The sequence below is a fragment of the Pontibacter mucosus genome, from assembly GCF_003054055.1.
Classification (GTDB): Bacteria; Bacteroidota; Bacteroidia; order Cytophagales; family Hymenobacteraceae; genus Pontibacter; species Pontibacter mucosus.
In genome coordinates this window covers 336,423-354,047 of sequence record NZ_QBKI01000005.1, presented here as the reverse complement: position 1 = coordinate 354,047, position 17,625 = coordinate 336,423, and the positions used below count along the sequence as shown (strand labels likewise).

Sequence of the window (17,625 nt, the reverse complement as noted above, 5' to 3'; positions counted from 1 at the left end):
CAGTTTCTCCTTCAAATCCCTAAAATCCAAAACGAACATACCAACAACGAAATGCATATAGTCCTTTTCTACCACTCTATACTTTCTGACTGGAACCATGGCAACGCGCACTTTTTGCGTGGCATTGTGCGGGAGCTGGAGGGGCGGGGGCACCGGGTGCAGGTATATGAGCCGGAGAACGGTTGGAGCCTGCAAAATCTGGTAGAAGGTTACGGAAAGGAGAAGCTCGACGAGCTGCAGGCGTATTACCCTGGCCTCAGCACCAACTTTTATAGGTTGGAAAGTATAAACCTGGATGATGTGTTAGCCGAAGCCGACCTGGTGCTGGTGCACGAGTGGAACGAGCACGAGCTGGTAAAGCGCATCGGGGAACACCGGGCCAACGGCGGCAAGTATAGACTGCTCTTCCACGATACCCACCACCGCGCCGTGACTGAGCGCGAAAGTATGGCCAAGTATGATTTGCGCCATTACGATGGCGTGCTGGCCTTCGGGCAGAAGATACGCGATTTATACTTGCAGGAAGGCTGGACCCGGAAAGCCTGGACCTGGCATGAGGCCGCCGACACCTCCGTCTTTTACCCACGCGAACAAGAGACGTATGAAGGCGACCTGATCTGGATTGGCAACTGGGGCGACGAGGAGCGTACGGCCGAGCTGCACGAGTTCCTGATAAACCCTGTGAAGGAGCTGGGGCTGAAAGCCAAAATCTACGGCGTGCGCTACCCGGAGCATGCCCGCAAAGCCCTGGCGGATGCCGGGATAACCTATGGGGGCTGGCTGCCTAACTACAAAGCGGCGGAGGAGTTTGCCAAGTATAAAGTAACCGTGCACGTGCCGCGCCGGCCCTACGTGGAGGCGCTGCCGGGCATCCCGACCATCCGCCCCTTCGAGGCCATGGCCTGCGGTATCCCGCTCATTTCCTCACCCTGGGATGATGCCGAGCATCTGTTCACGCCCGGAGAGGATTTCCTGGTGGCCCGAAACGGGGAGGAGATGAAACAGCACCTGCAAGCTATACTTCACAACCCTGAAAAAGCAAATACCCTGGCCGCGCGTGGCCTGGAAACGATCCGCAGCCGCCATACCTGTGCCCACCGTGTAAACGAGCTGGAGAAAGTATGCGAGGAACTGGGTATAGCCGAATCAAAAATCTATCTCACCCCCAAAGCGCAAGTTTTACATGAACAATAACAAACTCAAAATAGCATTTTTCGGCTCCAGCCTGGTGTCAGCCTACTGGAACGGCGCGGCTACCTACTACAGGGGCATTATCCGGGCGCTGAGCGAGCGTGGCCACCGGATTACCTTCTACGAGCCCGATGCTTACGACCGCCAGCAGAACCGCGACATGGACGACCCGGAGTGGGCCAAAGTAGTGGTTTACAAAGCCACGGAGGAGTGCGTTTACGAGTGCCTGGAGGACGCCCAGCACGCCGACATGGTGGTAAAAGCCAGCGGTGTGGGTGTGTTCGACGAGCTGCTGGAGCGCGAAGTGCTGAAGCTGCAGACCGACGACCGGCTGGTGGTGTTCTGGGACGTGGACGCACCGGCCACCTTAGACCGCGTGCACCACAACCCAAGCGACCCGTTCCTGCCGCTGATACCGCGCTACGACATGGTGCTTACCTATGGCGGGGGCAACCCCGTGGTGAATGCCTACGAGGCGCTGGGCGCAAAAAAATGCGTGCCGGTTTACAATGCCTTGGATACGACCACGCACTTCCCCGTGGAACCTGACCCGCGTTTTGTCTGTGATTTGGCCTTCCTGGGCAACCGCCTGCCCGACCGCGAGGCCCGCGTGGACGAGTTCTTCCTTAAGCCGGCAGCCCTGGAACTGAATAAGAAGTTTATTATTGGCGGCAGCGGCTGGGGTGATAAGCAGATGACGGATAACGTGCACTACACAGGCCACGTATACACCAACGACCACAATGCCTTTAACTGCACGCCCATGGCCGTGCTCAACATCAGCCGCGAAAGTATGGCCCGCTACGGGTTCTCGCCGGCCACACGCGTTTTTGAGGCGGCGGGGGCAGGTGCCTGCATTATCACCGACTACTGGGAGGGCATTGAGTTCTTCTTCGAACCCGGAAAAGAAATACTCGTGGCCCACAGCGGAGCCGACGTGGCTAAGATTATAGCAGAATTATCTAAAGAAAAGGCAAAAGCAATCGGAGAAGCTGCGTATAAGAAAGTACTGGCTGCGCACACCTATCAGCATCGTGCAGAGCAACTGGAAAAACTGCTGTACGCGAAAGTTACATTTAAAAATAAAGCATTAGCATGAATATCGTAATTCTTGGCTTATCCATCACCTCCAGCTGGGGCAACGGCCATGCCACCACGTTCCGAGGTCTGGTAAGAGAGCTAAATAAGCAGGGCCATCAGGTTACTTTTCTGGAGCGGGATGTTCCCTGGTATGCCGGAAACCGTGATTTACCCAACCCGGAGTTCTGTCGCACCGAGCTTTATAGCTCCCTGGAAGAGCTGAAGAGCGGTTTTGCCGAGGAAGTGCGCGAGGCCGACATGGTAATCGTCGGATCGTATGTACCGGAAGGGGTGCCGGTAGGGGAGTGGGTCATCAAAACGGCCCGCGGTATCAAGGCTTTTTACGACATCGACACACCGGTAACACTAGCTAAACTGGATCGGGGCGATTACGAGTACCTGCACCCAAACCTCATCCCGAAGTATGACTTATACTTATCGTTTACGGGAGGGCCTATCCTGGACGTGCTGGAGCAAAAGTACGGTTCGCCTATGGCCAGGCCGCTCTACTGCTCTATCGATCCAAAGCTATACTATCCTGAGCTGTTAGAGAGCAAGTGGGACATGGGCTACCTGGGCACTTACTCCGACGACCGCCAGCCGCCGCTCGACAAGCTGATGCTGGAGGCTGCCCGCCAGTGGCCGCTCGGGCGCTTTGTGGTGGCCGGGCCGCAGTACCCGGCAAGTATAAAATGGCCGAAGAATGTGGAGCATATCCAGCACCTGCCACCTTCCGCGCACCGTAACTTTTACAACAGCCAGCGCTTTACGCTCAACATCACCCGGGCCGACATGGTGAAAGCAGGGTACTCGCCGAGTGTGCGCCTCTTTGAGGCGGCGGCCTGCGCCACCCCGATAATCTCTGACTATTGGGAGGGACTGGAAACCATCTTTAAGCCAGAGGAAGAGATCCTGATCTCCAACGACGCCAGGGACACACTCCGCTACCTGCGCGAGATCTGCAAATCGGAGCGCAAGTTGATTGGGGAGCGGGCCCGTAAGAAAGTGCTGGCGCACCACACGGCCGCTCACCGCGCCAAGGAGCTGGTTAGCTATGCCGAGGAACTGATGACCCTGGAGAATCCTTTCGCGAATGCGGAAGTAGGCCAGGAAGTATAAACACCACGTATAGAACTGATAAACAGCCGCCTCTGCCAAGTGCCGGGGCGGCTGTTTTGTTTTATGCATCATTAGCTGCTGCAGCTGCGTAAGCTCTCACATATAAATCATAAAAGAGTAGAATATATGTCGGAGATAGAAGCGCTGGCACCCTGGTTTCATAATTTGCACCTGCCTAACGGAGAGCAGACGGCCCCCCAGCATTTTCTGGGCGATTTCCCCAGGTTTAAGTGGCTGGAACTGGAGCCTTTTATCCCGCAGGACCTGTCGGGGCAGGAGGTGCTGGATATTGGCTGTAACGCCGGCTTTTATAGTATAGAACTGGCCAAGCGCGGCGCCAACGTGCTGGCCATCGACGTGGATCCGCATTACCTGCGGCAAGCGGAGTGGGCGGCCAGGCAATTCGGGTTGGAGGATAAAATAGAATTCAGGCAGATGCAGGTGTATGATGTAGCGCGCCTCGATCGGCAGTTCGACCTGATCTGGTACATGGGCGTGCTCTACCACCTGCGCTACCCGTTGCTATCGCTTGATATTCTCTCCCACAAATGCCGCGGTCAGCTGGTGTTCCAGACCCTGACCATGCCCGGTCAGGAACAGGCCGAGGTGCCTGAGGATATGGAGCTAAACGATCGCAAGCGCATGCTGGAGGAGGGCTGGCCCAAAATGGCCTTTATCGAAAAACGGATGGCCGGCGATGTAACCAACTGGTGGGCTCCTAACCATGCCGCCATACTGGCCATGATGCGCTCCTGCGGCTTTCGGCTGAAGGCACAGCCAGGCCATGAGCTATATATACTCGAAGCAGATGATCAACTGAAACAAAGCCAGCTGTGGAACGAGTCGGAGTACCTCTCGGCCACCGGTCAGGACTGGCAGGAGGCGGTGCAGCAAAAAGTATCCGGCAAAAACGAGTACATGGTGCGGCGGAACGGGAAAAAGGAGTAGCAAAGTAGTCGTTACAAAGTATAAACCAAGGCCATGCTCTCAGCGTGGCTTTTTTACGTGGATAAAGTATAACTTGCAAGTATGAGTGATAAGAGTAAAGCACCCCAGCCCTGGAAGATCCGGAAATCGGCCATGGTGGTGAACGAGAAGTGGTATAAACTGCGCCGCGATGAGGTGGAGCTGCCAAACGGCCATGTGATGGATGACTACTACGTGAGCGTGCGCCCGAACGTGGTACTGGTTTTTCCGCTTACCGAGGATGGCCATGTGATTTTTGTGCGGCAGTACAAACACGCCGCGGGCAACATATTTATAGAGTTACCCGGTGGCGTGATTGACGACCACGAAACAGAGCCCCTGGAAGCCGCCCACCGCGAGCTGCTGGAGGAAACCGGGTATACCTGCGATCACCTGGAGCCACTGCTGGAGGTAATCGACAACCCTACCAAAGACACGAACAAGATTTATTACTTCATAGCCCGCAATGCCTGCCAAGTAGCCGAACAAGACCTGGATATCAGCGAGCACATCGAGGTGTTGAAGGTACCCCTGCAGGAAGTAGAAAGTATGGTGACGAGCGGGAAAATCAACGTAGCCGGTTCCATCGCCCTCTGCCTGCTGGCGCTGCGGAAGTTGGGGGTGTAAAAGTATAACTCTCCAGGTACTGGAACTTCCTGTCTGCTCTGTACTGTCTTTAGCCACTCCCTTAGCAATAGGGAAGAGTTCTGCAACGCCGGGTCCAACCACCCCTTACCCCTCCCTGTCCAAGGAGGGGAACTTGTAACTGCTTTGGCTGACGTATTAGCTTCGTTGCCGAAGTATTAACACCCCTATGGTCCCCTCAAGGGGACAGTAGTAGTAGCAGGGGCTATCGAATCCTATCCCAGCCTTTGGGTTGAGCGCCTTGTGCATGTTGCGGTGCCGAACGAAGTGAGGCAGCCGGAGCAGAGCGGAGGCAGCTTCAGGCACACCGCGCGATGCCCGAAGGCGAGGCCTCTCGGCCTTGAGGGCTCCAAAGCCAGAGATGAAACGAGACGATTGTGGGAACTAGAGGATAAACAGAAGCTAGTAAGGATAGCTTGTGTCAAGCTGAAGGAAGCGGTGGTTCAGGGAAGTATAGCAGAAGCATAAGTATGGCTTTTCAAGCCAGTTGGGTTGCAAACCCAACACCATAGTTAGACACGGGTTTCAAACCCGCGCCAGCAATTGGCTTCAGACTTGTGCCAGGAAATGGCAGCAGCTAAAGTATTACAGCAGTGAGAGAAAGCCAGCGCTCAGCAGCCCGCTATACTTTGGCAAAAGGATTCTCCGGCTTTACCAGCAACACCTTCTCCCGCTCCACCACCACAGCGCCGGGGGGCGAGCCCTTCGGCTTACGCACCCATTTCTTCGGCGTGTAAATCACCGGGCACAGTGAATCGGTTTTGCGCTTGCTGTAGTACGCTGCCAACTGCGCCGCCTTCTCCAGCACCGTGTTCGGTATACTTTTCCCTGCCTGGTACTTGATCACCACATGCGAGCCGGAAACATCCTTGGCGTGCAGCCACATGTCCTCCTTGTAAGTATGGCGTTGGGTGAGCTCGTCGTTGTTCTGGGAGCTTTTGCCTACCAGTATCTTGAATCCCTCGCTTTCAAATACCCGGAACGGAATCTGAACCTGCTCTTGCTGCTTGCTGCCCAGCAGATGGTTGTACTCCCGCAGAAAGACCTTCAGTTGCTTGTAATTTTCCACTTCGCTTAGTGCCTGCAGGGCATCCTCCAGCACGATGAGTTCTTCCATCTTACGCTCGGCCTTTTCTTCCAGCTGCTTTACCTCCAGGTGCTGGTTTTTGGCTTTGCGGTAGAGGCGCTCGGCATGCTTCTGGGGTGTCTCGTGCTGCTTTAAAGTATACGTGCGGGTCTGGTCGGTATAAAAGTCGTAGAGTTCTACTTCGGTGGCGCGCGGCGGAATGTTAGTAAGGTTGACCATGATCACGTCGGCCGTCTGGGAGTAGGAGCGGTTGTGGCGCAGCTCCTGCAGCTTCTCCTCGCTCTGCTCCAGCACCGTCTGGGTTACGTAGCGTTTGCGCTCCAGTTGCTGCTTTGCCTGCTCGTACTGCTGCTTAAAACCCGTTTCGGATAAGTATAAACGGGTAAACTGGCTGGCAGCCTCCAAAGGCTCCTGAAAAGTATAAACCACCTCACCAAGCGGTAATAAGGAGAGGCGCAACTTGTCCTGAAAGCGGATGATGTAGTATACTTCCGGCGCCTCCAGGATATCCAGCATACTTTGCACCAGCTCCCATTTCTCCTCCAGCGTGGCCTGGCTGAAGCCGCGTTCTTCCAGGTATAAAGCGGGCACATCGCCGAAGGTGGGGTATACTTTGCGCAAGTTCCCATCGGCAGACGCAAAGGCGGCGAAGTTCTGCTGCAGCGGCCTGTCCATCTTCAGCGGGTCAAGCTCGGCATCAGCCGGAAATTTCTTCAGAAACAGCCTGATGGCCTCCCCTTTCTTGTAAAGCACGATGTTGGAACGGTTGCCGAACATCTTGAACAGCAGCGTGTAACCGCCGGAAAGTATAAAGTAGAAGCTACGCTCGTTCAGGTGTGGCACCACGTCCTCCACCGTCTGTCCCTGCATCTCCTGCATCAGCTCGATGGTATTGGCGCGGGCCCTTTTGAACTCGGTGGGGAAGGAGAGGGAGGTAAAGTGCGGTCCCAGCTGGGCCCTGATATAAAGCTCTTCGTGTCCGCGGGCAAAGCCAAGTATAAGCTCGGCCTTATGCTGGCTGAAAGCCGTGACTACCTGCATGCCTACCACCTTGGTACGCAGGGCTTGTGCCAGTTGCCGCAAAAAGTAAAAATTCAGATGCATTTTTTTATGACAATGGACTCAATGACAAAAGACAAAGGATATTTATACTTGATTAACGCGCTATGACAAACCAACAAAAGTCTTTTGTCCTATGTCACACAGTCCTTTGTCAAAGAATTATACTTCGATCTGCAGGCCGTCGTAGCCGAGGCGGATGAAATCAGGGAGTTGCAGCTCAACCTCGCGGTGCAGGCCCATCAGGTGGCTGATGTGGGTAAGGTAGGCCTGTTCAGGTTGCAGATCCTCCAGTACGGCGACGGCCTCTTTCAGGGAAAAGTGCGAGATGTGGTGCTCGTGGCGCAATGCGTTGAGCACAATTACCTTCGAGCCGCGTATCTTTTCCTTTTCCTCCTCCGAGATGTAGTTGGCGTCGGTGATGTAGGTGAAATCGCCGATACGGAAACCCAGCACTGGCAGCTTGTAGTGCATCACCCGGATAGGTATGAACGGCACCCCCTCCACCTCAAACGGCTCCACTGTGATAGGGTACAACTCCACCCGCGGTATGCCCGGGTATTTGTAGTCCGCAAAGATATAGGAATACTCCCGCTTCAGCTGCTCCAGTACGCGTTCCTCGCCATAAACGGGCATATCCTTGTGCTGCGAGAAATTGTAGGCGCGGATGTCGTCGAGGCCGGCGGTGTGGTCTTTGTGCTCGTGGGTAAATACCAGGGCATCCAGTGTTTTGATGCGCTCGCGCAGTACCTGCTGCCGGAAATCGGGGCCGGAGTCAATGACAATGCTCTTCTCACCGACCTGCAGGTGCACCGACACGCGCAGGCGCTTGTCGCGGTAGTCCACAGAACGGCAAACCTCGCAAGTGCACCCGATTACCGGTACGCCCTGCGAGGTGCCAGTGCCTAACATTGTTACTTTCAATTGGCGTTTTCTCCGTTTCGGATTTCCTGGTAAAGCTGCCTGTTTTTTTCGCTCAGGCGGCTCTCGTCCACAGAAATGGTGCGAAGGATATCGTAAAGGCAGTTTATCTTCCCCTCCAGGCTGTAGTACTTGTTCACCACAGCCACCTTCATGTCTTTGAGCACACAGTAGCCGGCTTTAAAATTGCCCTTCTCGTAGCGCAGCACAAAATCCGACTCTGCAAAAATATCCTCCAGCTTGGTTAAAAAGGGCCGCGTGTACTTTAACTGCATTTACTCTGATACGGTATGTTTATACAGTATACTTTTTCACGGTTTCCACCAGCATGTCGAAATCCAGTGGCTTAGGCAGGTAGTCGTTAATGCCAACGGCCTTAAAGTCTTCCATGCTATAGTTGTTAGCATTGCCCGTAACGGCAATAATCGGAATGTTGGCCACTTCCGGGTTTTTGCTGGCGCGGATCTCCTTGGTGCACTCCATGCCGTTCTTAACCGGGATGTTCAGGTCCATCAGGATAGCATCAATCTTGTTAGATTCCACCTGCTTTAGAACCTCGCCACCGTTCTTGGCTGTCAGGATCTTATACTTCTGCAGCTCAAGAATCTTTTTCGTCAAGTTCAGGATAACAGAGCTATCCTCGGCGATCAAAATAGTTTTATTTTCTGCCATTTTTAGCTGAATATGATGTCCTTATAAGTTTTTTTATAGTTTTCGTACTGCATTTGCAACGCAGAGAAGTCTTTGTCCACTTCGTCCAGGTTGTCGTTTTTGATGTTGTGCTCTATTTTTTTGGCCAGTTCAGCCAGCGGATTTATGCCCAGAGTAAAACCGGTACCTTTAAGTTGATGCAATGTACTTAAAATACCTTTGTAATGTTGTATATCGAGTTCTTTTTTGGCTTCCTGGAGCAGCCCGGCGGCTTCTTCCTCAAACTCGGAATATAATTGCTTGGTAAAATCCTCTCCGCCTATCTCCTTTAGCTGCTCCACCACAGCTAAGTCTATGATAGGCTCCTGCGATTCCGGCGCCTCTTCCGCAGCAGCCTTCTCCCCAATACCGGCGTCTTTGGCCATCCACTTGCTTATCACGGCATGCAGGTCGGAGCTTTTTACCGGTTTGGATACATAGTCATCCATTCCCTGGTTCATGAACTTCTCGGCATCGTCCTTCATGGAATAGGCCGTCATGGCCACAATGGGCGGACAGGCGCTGCCGAGCTGCTCTTTAATGAGGTTCGTAGCGGTAACCCCGTCCATCTCAGGCATTTGGATGTCCATGAAAATGATGTCGTACTGGTGCTGGGTGGCATGCGCAATCGCCTCAAAGCCGTTGGAGGCAATGTCGGTGCGGCAGCCCAGGCGCTCGAGCTGCTTCTGTGCCACCTTCTGGTTTATCTGGTTATCGTCCACCAGCAGCACGTAGGGTTCATCCTCAAAGGTGTCTACCTCCTGGTGCTGCTGCAGCTGGCGCAGTTGCTGTGCCTCTACCTCCTGGGTGCTGGCTGCGCGCACGAGTATGTCAAACCAGAACACGCTGCCCTCGCCCTCCTCGGACTCCACACCGATGTCGCCGCCCAGCAGTTGCGTGAGCTGTTTGGAGATGGCAAGACCCAGGCCGGTGCCGCCAAAGGTTTTCGTAGAGGAGTTGTCAAGCTGGGTGAAATCGTTGAACAGCAGTTCCTGCCCTTCCGGCGAGATGCCTATGCCCGAGTCTTTCACGCGCACATGCAGCCTGTAGTGCTGACCGTCCAGCTTATCTGCACCCACTGTTATACTTACAGAACCGGCGTTGGTAAACTTAATGGCGTTGGAGGTGAGGTTGGACAAAATCTGCAGCAGCCTGGTCTCGTCGGTAACGATGTGGCGCGGCACATTGGGTGCGATACTGTAGGTAAACTGCAGGTCTTTTTGCTGGGCCCGGTTCACGAACAGGGAATGTATTTTGCCCAATGTCTCGTGCAGGTCCACGCCGCTCTCGTGCAGCACCAGCTTGCCCGCCTGTATCTTGCTCAGGTCCAGGATGTCGTTCAGAATAGCCAGCAGGGCGTCCGATGACTTGCGCAGCGTGTCGATGTACTCTCGTTGCTCCGGGTCGGTGTTGATCTGGCTCATCAGGTCTATCATGCCGATGATACCGTTCATCGGGGTGCGCAGCTCGTGGCTCATGTTGGCCAGGAACTGGGTCTTCACCTTCAGCAGGTTCTCGGCCTCTTCCTTGGCGCGTAGCAAAGCCATCTGCGTGCGTTTCAGCTCCGACACGTCACGGATAACACCCTCCAGGCCCATAGGCTCGCCAGCGTCATCATATACCAGCCTGGCGTCGAGCACAACTGTTTTACGGGTGCCATCCTTGCAAACCATCTCGACTTCTATATCCCGCACGTTTTGCTGCTCCAATACCTTGTTAATAAGGAGGATTCGTTGTTCAGGGTTGGCATAGAAGTCGGTTGTTTTCATGCCAAGCGCCTCCTGCTCGTTATAGCCCAGCAACTGCGTGACCGAGGGGCTGACGAGCAAGAGGTTTCCGGAGAGGTCGGTGCGGTAATACACGTCCTGGAACGACTCAAAGATGTTTCGGAATTTCTCCTCGCTTTCTGCCAGGGCCAGCTCCGACTTCTTCTTATCTGTTATGTCCAGGGCAATACCTGATATTTCCTCAAATGAGCCATCCTCCATGTAGATGGGGTGCAGGTATACTTCGCGCCAGCTTTTGCCGTTTTGCAGCTCAATCTCAAAGTGCTGCGGATGCCCGGCAAACACCTGCTTATACTTGTCTTCCCAGAAAGCCCACGACCCCTCATGCACCGTTGTGTCGTTGCTGATTTGGGTGAAAGAGGTAAGTTCAAGCTTGTTTCGGTCGTTAAACTCCTGCGCAAAGTTGCGGTTAAAGGAGGTCAGCTCGTAGTTGCGGTTGATGGACCACATGTGGTGGGTGCCTGACTCGAAGATGGCGTTGAGGCGCGCGTTCTGCGTGTTGATCTGCTCCTCGTTGCGTTTCCGCTCGATGGCCAGGGCCACCTGGTTCGAGATGAAGTGCAGGATCTCGATATCGGTACTGACGTAAGCCTCCGGGTTCTGGTAATCCTGCAGCGCAATGACACCGATGATACGCTCGCCGATAGCCAGCGGAGAGCAAAGTATTACTTCCGGCACCGCCCCAAACAGGACCAGCCCTTCGCGGTCGGCCAGCTCCAGCAGCTCCTTTTTCTGCATGTACAACGGCTTGCCCGTGTGGATGATATACTCCGAAAGCCCCCTGGAGAACGGCCGCTTCATCTGCGCCTTTGAGGCCCTGTCCACAAACAGGTCTACCAGGTATACAAAGCTCAGGTCCTTCTGCTCCGGGTCGCAGAGGGCGATGTAGATGTTGCGCGTCTCGATTATCTTGCTCAGCTCCCGGTGGATGGCCGAGTAAAGCGAGTTGAGGTCCTTGCTGCTGATGGCCAGGTTGGCGATGCTATAGTATACTTTCTGCAGCCGCTCGGCCTTGATGCGGTCCGTGATGTCGTGCAGGATAGCGCGCGTGGCTACGGGCCTGCCATCCTGCCAGCTGCAGGTGATACTGCCAATCAGGTGCACCGGCTTTCCGCTCTTGGTCAGGAATACCGTTTCTATCTTGTTCACATTCTCGCCCTTGTACAGGTTGCGCAGCTGGTAAATCAGCTTGGCCTTGTAGTAGGGGTGCACAATGTCGTTCAGCGTCAGCGACTCGATGTCCTGGTCGGTATACCCGAGGCGGTCTTTCCAGGCTTTGTTTACAAAGATGAACTTGTTGTCAACCGAGATATTCTGGATCAGGTCATGGGCATTGTCAAAGAGGTCCTGCAGGCGGATTTTGTTATCCTTCAGGGCCTCCATGGCAATGCGTTTGTCGGTCATGTCCTTGCCCACGTGCGTGATACCCGTAATCTGCCCTTCCGTGTCGTAGTCAAACATGGCGTTCCAGCGCATGGTCTTCAGCTGACCCGACTTTGTGATCACATCACGCTCGTAGTAGGAGCTAATCTGCTTTGTCTGCAGGGCCTTTTTAAAATCCTGCATCCGCTGCGAGCGCTCCTGTTTGGGCACAAGCAGCTCGTAAAAATTCCGGCCGATCAGCTCTTCCTCCGGGTACTCGACATATTTCATAAAGTAGTCGTTGGCCACGGTAATATGGCCCTCTGTGTCGAGGCTGTAGTAGATCAGGTTTACCTTGTCCAGGAAGCTGCGGAACTGGTTCATCGACTCGTGCAGCACCTCCTCGCGTCGCTTGCTCTGCTGTACCAGCTTGCGTTGTGTGATGTCGCGCTTAAATACCTGGATATAGGACTGGCCGTCCAGCAGGAGGCGGTTGACATTAACCTCTGAGTCGAAGGGAGTGCCATCTTTGCGGATGTTTTTCCACTCAAACGTGACGGAACGGCCCGTCTCCAGCACCTCCTGCATCAGGCGGGCCGTCTTGTCCGAGGAGCGCTCCCCGTCCGGCTGAAACTCGGGCGAGAAGTCTACAGGCGACTTGCCGATAAGGTCTTCGCGGGTGCAGCGGAAAAACTCAATGGCCTTGTCGTTGCACTCTACCACCAGGCCATCCTTGAAGAGGAGAATAGCGTCGTAAGAGGACTCGAAGAGCAGCTTGTACTTGTCTTCGGAGCTGATGAGCTGCTGTTGCAGCCTGTGCCGCTCAATGTAGTTGCCAATGGCCGAGCCGATAAAATCGAGCAGCGAAACGAACGACTCCGTCATGCGCGGCTCGTTGTTTGGCCATATAAGTATGAGGGCCAGCACCTTGTTGTCCGATGTAATGGGCACAAGCGTTAAAGTGCGGTAAAGCTTTTTCTGCAGGTGTTCCTCCAGTGCCCTTACGGCATGGCGGCTGTTATCAGAGTACAGCTGCTGTACCTGTGCCAGGGGCAGTTGCAGCTCTTCGGGCAGGGCATGGGGGCCTGCCTCGCCGGCAGAGTAGGAGAGGTGTACCACGTCTGCCTCGTATGTATCGAAAGTATAAACGCAGCCCCCTTTCACGTCGCTCTTCTCCAGCAGTTCGTCCAGGGTGTTGTGCAGGATGGAGTGCGGGCTGTCGGTGGAGGAGAGGTTGGTGATGAGCTGGTTCACGAACTCCAACTGATGGTTCCGGAAGCGCACATCCTGCTCCGTCTCGATGACCTCGTTCAGGTTGTAAACAGTGCCATAGAGTATCTCCTGAGCCTTAAACCTACCCCGCTGCAGGGTTATCTCAACAGGGAGGAGGTGGTGGCTGTTCTCATGAATCCACCACTCAAATTTCTGCTTGGTTCCGTCGAGCGCTTTTTTTAGCTGCCCTTTCAGGGCCACCCGCTCAAACAGGTTTAGCTTAAAAGCCCTGAAAATGGACTTGCCCACCAACAGGTCTTTGTCCTGGCTTACCAGTTGCAGCGCTGCCTGGTTGATGTCAATAAAATGCCCTTCGCAGTCGAGCAGGAACATGGGCTCGGCATTTTCCTCAAACACATCGTGGTAGCTGTCCCCGTCGTAGGGCAGCAGGGCAGTGGCCTGGCCTACGTTGGCCAGCTCCACGCACACAAATGGCTCGTCCTGGAAGTGCACCATGCGACAGCTGTAGGTATAAGCGCTGCAGTGCTGGTCATCCTCCTCGTCCTGCTCCACGGCGCCTGCATACTTTCGCTGTTGCTTTAACTCCTCCATTACCTGGGCAAACTGCTCCTGCGTGTGGCCGAACAGGCTGCGCAGATGGCGGGTGGCATCAAAGTCGGAGTCGGTGGGTTTGTAATTCCTGACTTGTGCGTTGGCTGCCAGTACTTGCCCGTTTGGAAGGGCCACTATCACGCCATGGCTTGGTTTGGCCAGCTGCACCAGCACCTGCAAGAGGTTAGATGCTGCCTGCACGGTTTTATCTTCAGGTTGCCGGTTTAAAGTATAGGGCATGTTCTGGTTTTAAAGTATAACAGCAAACGAAAGGCACTGTAGCCAGTCGCAACGCCTATGCTAATTTCATAAATAAAGCGATAATTTAGCAAAAAAATATAAATGCCGGCTTTCGCTTTTGCAAGCTATAACAAAACGGCGGCGTGGTTTGTGCCTTTTTGCAGAGCAGGCCGCCAGATTTTAACCGAAGCCCATAGCGTGAACAGTATCAGATAAATGGAAAGTGTAACCAAGTATAACAGGCACCTGGTGGTGGTGGTGGGGCCGACGGCAGTGGGCAAAACCGACCTGTGCGTGCGGCTGGCAAAGCACTACGGCACCGAGATAATCTCGGCCGACTCCCGGCAGTTTTTCCGGGAAATGCAAATTGGCACGGCCAAGCCCACACCCGGGGAGCAGCAGGGGGTAAAGCACCACTTCGTGGACTCGCACAGTATAACGGAGGAGTATAGCGCCGGGGCCTTTGAGCAGGATGTGCTGACGTTGCTGGAGCAACTTTTTAGGCAGCATAACGTGGTGCTGATGACCGGCGGCTCGGGGCTGTACGTGCGGGCGGTGCTGGAGGGCATGGACGAGATGCCGGAGGCGGACCCGCAGGTGCGGGAGGAGCTTACAGAAAAGTATGAACAGGAGGGTTTGCAGCCACTGCTGGACCAGCTGCAGCAACTGGACCCTTTATACTTTGCCCAGGTAGACAAGGCCAACCCGCAGCGGGTCATCCGGGCGCTGGAAGTATGCCGGAGCAGCGGACAGCCCTATTCCTCGTTCAGAAAGAGCGAGCGGGTAGAGCGCCCCTTCAACATCATCAAGATAGCCCTTACCCGCGACCGCGCCGAACTTTACAGCCGCATCGACCAGCGCATGGACCTGATGCTGGCGCAGGGGCTTTTAGAGGAGGCCAAAGCATTGTACCCTTACCGCGAGCACAACGCGCTGCAGACGGTAGGCTATAAGGAGATATTCGATTTCATGGAGGGCAAGTATGGCTGGGAGGAAGCCGTGCGCTTGCTAAAGCGCAACAGCCGCCGCTACGCCAAGCGTCAGCTCACCTGGTTCAGTAAGCATCCGGAGGAGTATGCCTGGTTCCACCCGGAGCAGTGGCAGGAGATAGTAGCGTATATTAATGAGCGAATGAATGGTTGAGTGTATGATTGAGAAGGTACTTTCATCCAAGTTTGTCATCTTGTAAAGATCTTGGTGGCGAAGTATAAAAGCAGTCGCTGCTCGCTACCAAGATCCTTCCAGTCTGACATGGGGAAGATTCACTCATTCACTCACTCATTCAATATTAGAACGGATATCCGATGGCGATGTTGAGCACCATGCCGTAGTCGCCGCTGAAGCTGCCATTGAACTCGTTCAGCACAAACCTGTCTCCTTTGGGCAGGTAAGGTACACGCACCGGAATGCCCAAATCCAGGCGAATCACAAAGAATTCCACGTCTATACGCAAGCCGACGCCAGTGCCCACCGCCAGCTCGCTCAGAAAGTTCTTGGCTTCGAATTTGGCTCCATCTTTATCGGTTTCCCGCAGGTTCCATATATTACCGGCATCGGCAAACACGGCGCCCTTAAAGAATCCCGCTATCGGGAAGCGGTACTCCAGGTTAGTCTCCAGGCGGATATCGCCTACCTGGTCAAAAAAGGAAAAAGCAACAGAGTCCGGAACTTCATAGGTGCCCGGGCCAATGCTGCGCGCCCGGAATGCCCGCACGCTGTTAGGGCCGCCCACCGAGAATTGCTTCACGTAAGGCATGGTTCTGGAGTTGCCGTAAGAGTAGCCCACACCTGTTGCCAGTCGCCACACCAATTGGCTCTCGGTGCCCAGGTTCAGGTAATGCCGAAAGTCGTTATCCACCAAGAGATACTGCGCAAAGCGGTCCTTGTACAGCACGCGCGGCTCTTCCGGGGTAGGCTTCGGTTTGCCCATAAGCGATTGGAAACCACTCACCACGTTGCCCGACAAATCCAGCGTGAGCCTGTTAAAGAAGTTGCTGGTGCGGTCTTTAAACATCTGGTTGCTGTAGGTCATCTGGTAAATCCCGCCCACAATAAACTGATTCTCGAAGCTGCTCCGCAGGTACTGGTTTAATGCCAAAAGCGTATCGAAGGCCTCCGTCGTTTTAGTGAGACGTACATACTGCAAGTTGATGGGCGTGGCATCGAAGGTTAGCGTCTCCTTGGGCCGCCAGGTATAACCATAGGTGGCGTTGTACGAATTGATTTGGTAAAAACCTGAGCGGCTCAGAAAGTTAAAGCCAAGGCCGATGCGGGTTTGCGGCACAAATTCGGTGCGAAGGTTGCGCAGGTTAAACGGTGACACGATCCGGGGGATGGCCAGTGTAGTTTGCACGCCCAGCTCGTAGGAGGGGATGCCGCTTTTCTCAGGCGCCTCCACGCCCTCGGGCACCTCGCCCGTGCCACGGCCACCCACCTGCGACTCGAAGCTGCCGGTAAACTCCACGTTCAGCACCTCGGAGCCCCGGAAAGCGTTCCGGTTCCGGAAGGACACCTTCAGGCCCGGACCGGCAAAGTTATTCGACTTAGTAACCATCTGCGCCTCTGCCCGCAGGGATTTCTTAAGGGCCGGAGTCAGGTACACAAAGGCATCCAGCTTGCCCGGGTTCAGGGTGTCGGGTTTATAGTCGATGTTGACGAACTTGTAAGCCGCCAGGCCGGAGAGACGCTTGATAGTGAGCAAGTGGTTTTCGCGGGTATAAATGCTATCCTGGACCAGAAATACGCCATCGAGTAAATGCTTGGCCTTCAGGTACTCCTCGTTGGGAATGTAATGGTAGCCCATTATACTGATCGTGTCGTTCACAGCCAGGCTATCGCCGATGGAGTAGTTGGCAAAGATGTAAATGTCATCCAGCGTGTAAGGATGCAGGGCCGGGGAGGGGGTGGCGTTCTTGACACGCATGAGCACATCGGCCTGCCGGTTGCCAACGGTGGTATCCGCACTGAAGATGAGCATATCCGGACTGAAATAATAGTACCCTTTGTTTTTCAGATGGCCGTCGATGCGGATGCGCTCATCGGTCATCAGCCCCAGGTCGTAAGGCTCCCCGTTTTTAAGCACCGACTCCGGCTGTGTTTGCCGGATAGCCCGGTGGATGTCCAGCGAGTCGTTTAACATATACTTTATATTGCGCAGGCGGTAGGGTTCGCCCACGCGGGCAATCCAGTTTATGGTCGCTTTCTTTTTGGCTGTATCCACTTCCGTAGCGCTGCTGACCTGGTTGTTAAAGTAACCCCGGTTATGCAGGCGGTTGCTCATTACCTGGCTCACGCTGCCGGTGTCCACCTGCGAGATAAGCACAGGCGGCTCCCCGAGCTTGGTCATGATCCAGTGTCTGAGGCCCTTCTCTTTGTCAGTGTAAAAAGCGTTGTAGATAGCCAGTTTGGGGCGCAAGCCAAGTATAGAGGCGTTGGGTTCCGGCCTCACGGCGGCGCTCAGCTCGGTCTCGAGCTGCTTGCTGCGGTTGCTGCTATCGTTCTTCCCCTCCACTTTCACTTCAAAGCCTGTAAAGAGGGCATCACCCTTGGGCACCGTCTTGGTTACGCTACAGCCGGACAGTAGCAGGCAGATGAGCAGCAGCAAGCGCACACCGGCCTCTTTCGCCCGGAACAGGGGGTAGATGTTTAGCATAG

General features: G+C 54.6%; 12 protein-coding genes. 6 read left to right on the top strand and 6 right to left on the bottom strand.

Annotated features, from left to right (window positions below; translation table 11 throughout):
* Positions 1 to 51 precede the first annotated feature (51 nt).
* The 5 genes from C8N40_RS12080 (at position 52) to C8N40_RS12060 (ending at position 4,983) form a co-directional block, all read left to right on the top strand.
* Positions 52 to 1,194, top strand: a complete 1,143-nt coding sequence (locus C8N40_RS12080; RefSeq protein ID WP_108212008.1) for a CgeB family protein — start codon at positions 52 to 54, stop codon at positions 1,192 to 1,194.
* Positions 1,184 to 2,290, top strand: coding sequence for a CgeB family protein (locus C8N40_RS12075; protein ID WP_108212007.1), 1,107 nt, complete (start codon positions 1,184 to 1,186; stop codon positions 2,288 to 2,290). The genes C8N40_RS12080 and C8N40_RS12075 overlap by 11 nt, the downstream gene beginning before the upstream one ends.
* A complete protein-coding gene (locus C8N40_RS12070) occupies positions 2,287 to 3,390 on the top strand; it encodes a CgeB family protein (protein ID WP_108212006.1) in 1,104 nt (367 codons plus the stop codon). The genes C8N40_RS12075 and C8N40_RS12070 overlap by 4 nt, the downstream gene beginning before the upstream one ends.
* A gap of 126 nt (positions 3,391 to 3,516) precedes the next feature.
* Positions 3,517 to 4,338, top strand: a complete 822-nt coding sequence (locus C8N40_RS12065) for a TIGR04290 family methyltransferase (protein ID WP_108212005.1) — start codon at positions 3,517 to 3,519, stop codon at positions 4,336 to 4,338.
* An 81-nt stretch (positions 4,339 to 4,419) separates the two neighbouring features.
* Positions 4,420 to 4,983, top strand: a complete 564-nt coding sequence (locus tag C8N40_RS12060) for an NUDIX hydrolase (RefSeq protein ID WP_245905095.1) — start codon at positions 4,420 to 4,422, stop codon at positions 4,981 to 4,983.
* A gap of 640 nt (positions 4,984 to 5,623) precedes the next feature.
* On the opposite strand, the gene C8N40_RS12050 is transcribed toward C8N40_RS12060, so the two are convergent.
* The 5 genes from C8N40_RS12050 to C8N40_RS12030 form a co-directional block, all read right to left on the bottom strand.
* Positions 5,624 to 7,192, bottom strand: a complete 1,569-nt coding sequence (locus C8N40_RS12050) for an NFACT RNA binding domain-containing protein (RefSeq protein WP_108212003.1) — start codon at positions 7,190 to 7,192, stop codon at positions 5,624 to 5,626.
* Between the two features lie 117 nt (positions 7,193 to 7,309).
* A complete protein-coding gene (locus tag C8N40_RS12045; protein WP_108212002.1) occupies positions 7,310 to 8,071 on the bottom strand; it encodes an MBL fold metallo-hydrolase in 762 nt (253 codons plus the stop codon).
* On the bottom strand, positions 8,068 to 8,343 hold the full coding sequence (locus C8N40_RS12040; RefSeq protein ID WP_108212001.1) for a hypothetical protein: 276 nt from the start codon (positions 8,341 to 8,343) through the stop codon (positions 8,068 to 8,070). The genes C8N40_RS12045 and C8N40_RS12040 overlap by 4 nt, the downstream gene beginning before the upstream one ends.
* A 19-nt stretch (positions 8,344 to 8,362) precedes the next feature.
* On the bottom strand, positions 8,363 to 8,740 hold the full coding sequence (locus tag C8N40_RS12035; protein ID WP_108212000.1) for a response regulator: 378 nt from the start codon (positions 8,738 to 8,740) through the stop codon (positions 8,363 to 8,365).
* A 2-nt stretch (positions 8,741 to 8,742) separates the two neighbouring features.
* Positions 8,743 to 13,971, bottom strand: coding sequence for a PAS domain S-box protein (locus C8N40_RS12030; RefSeq protein ID WP_108211999.1), 5,229 nt, complete (start codon positions 13,969 to 13,971; stop codon positions 8,743 to 8,745).
* Between the two features lie 216 nt (positions 13,972 to 14,187).
* Here C8N40_RS12030 and miaA point away from each other — a divergent pair, with 216 nt between their 5' ends.
* Entirely contained in the window at positions 14,188 to 15,114 is a 927-nt protein-coding gene (gene miaA / locus C8N40_RS12025; protein WP_108211998.1) for a tRNA (adenosine(37)-N6)-dimethylallyltransferase MiaA, read from the top strand.
* 145 nt (positions 15,115 to 15,259) lie between these two features.
* Here miaA and tamL read toward each other — a convergent pair whose 3' ends face one another.
* Complete coding sequence (gene tamL / locus C8N40_RS12020; protein ID WP_108211997.1) at positions 15,260 to 17,623, bottom strand: translocation and assembly module lipoprotein TamL; 2,364 nt, start codon at positions 17,621 to 17,623, stop codon at positions 15,260 to 15,262.
* Positions 17,624 to 17,625: the final 2 nt, after the last annotated feature.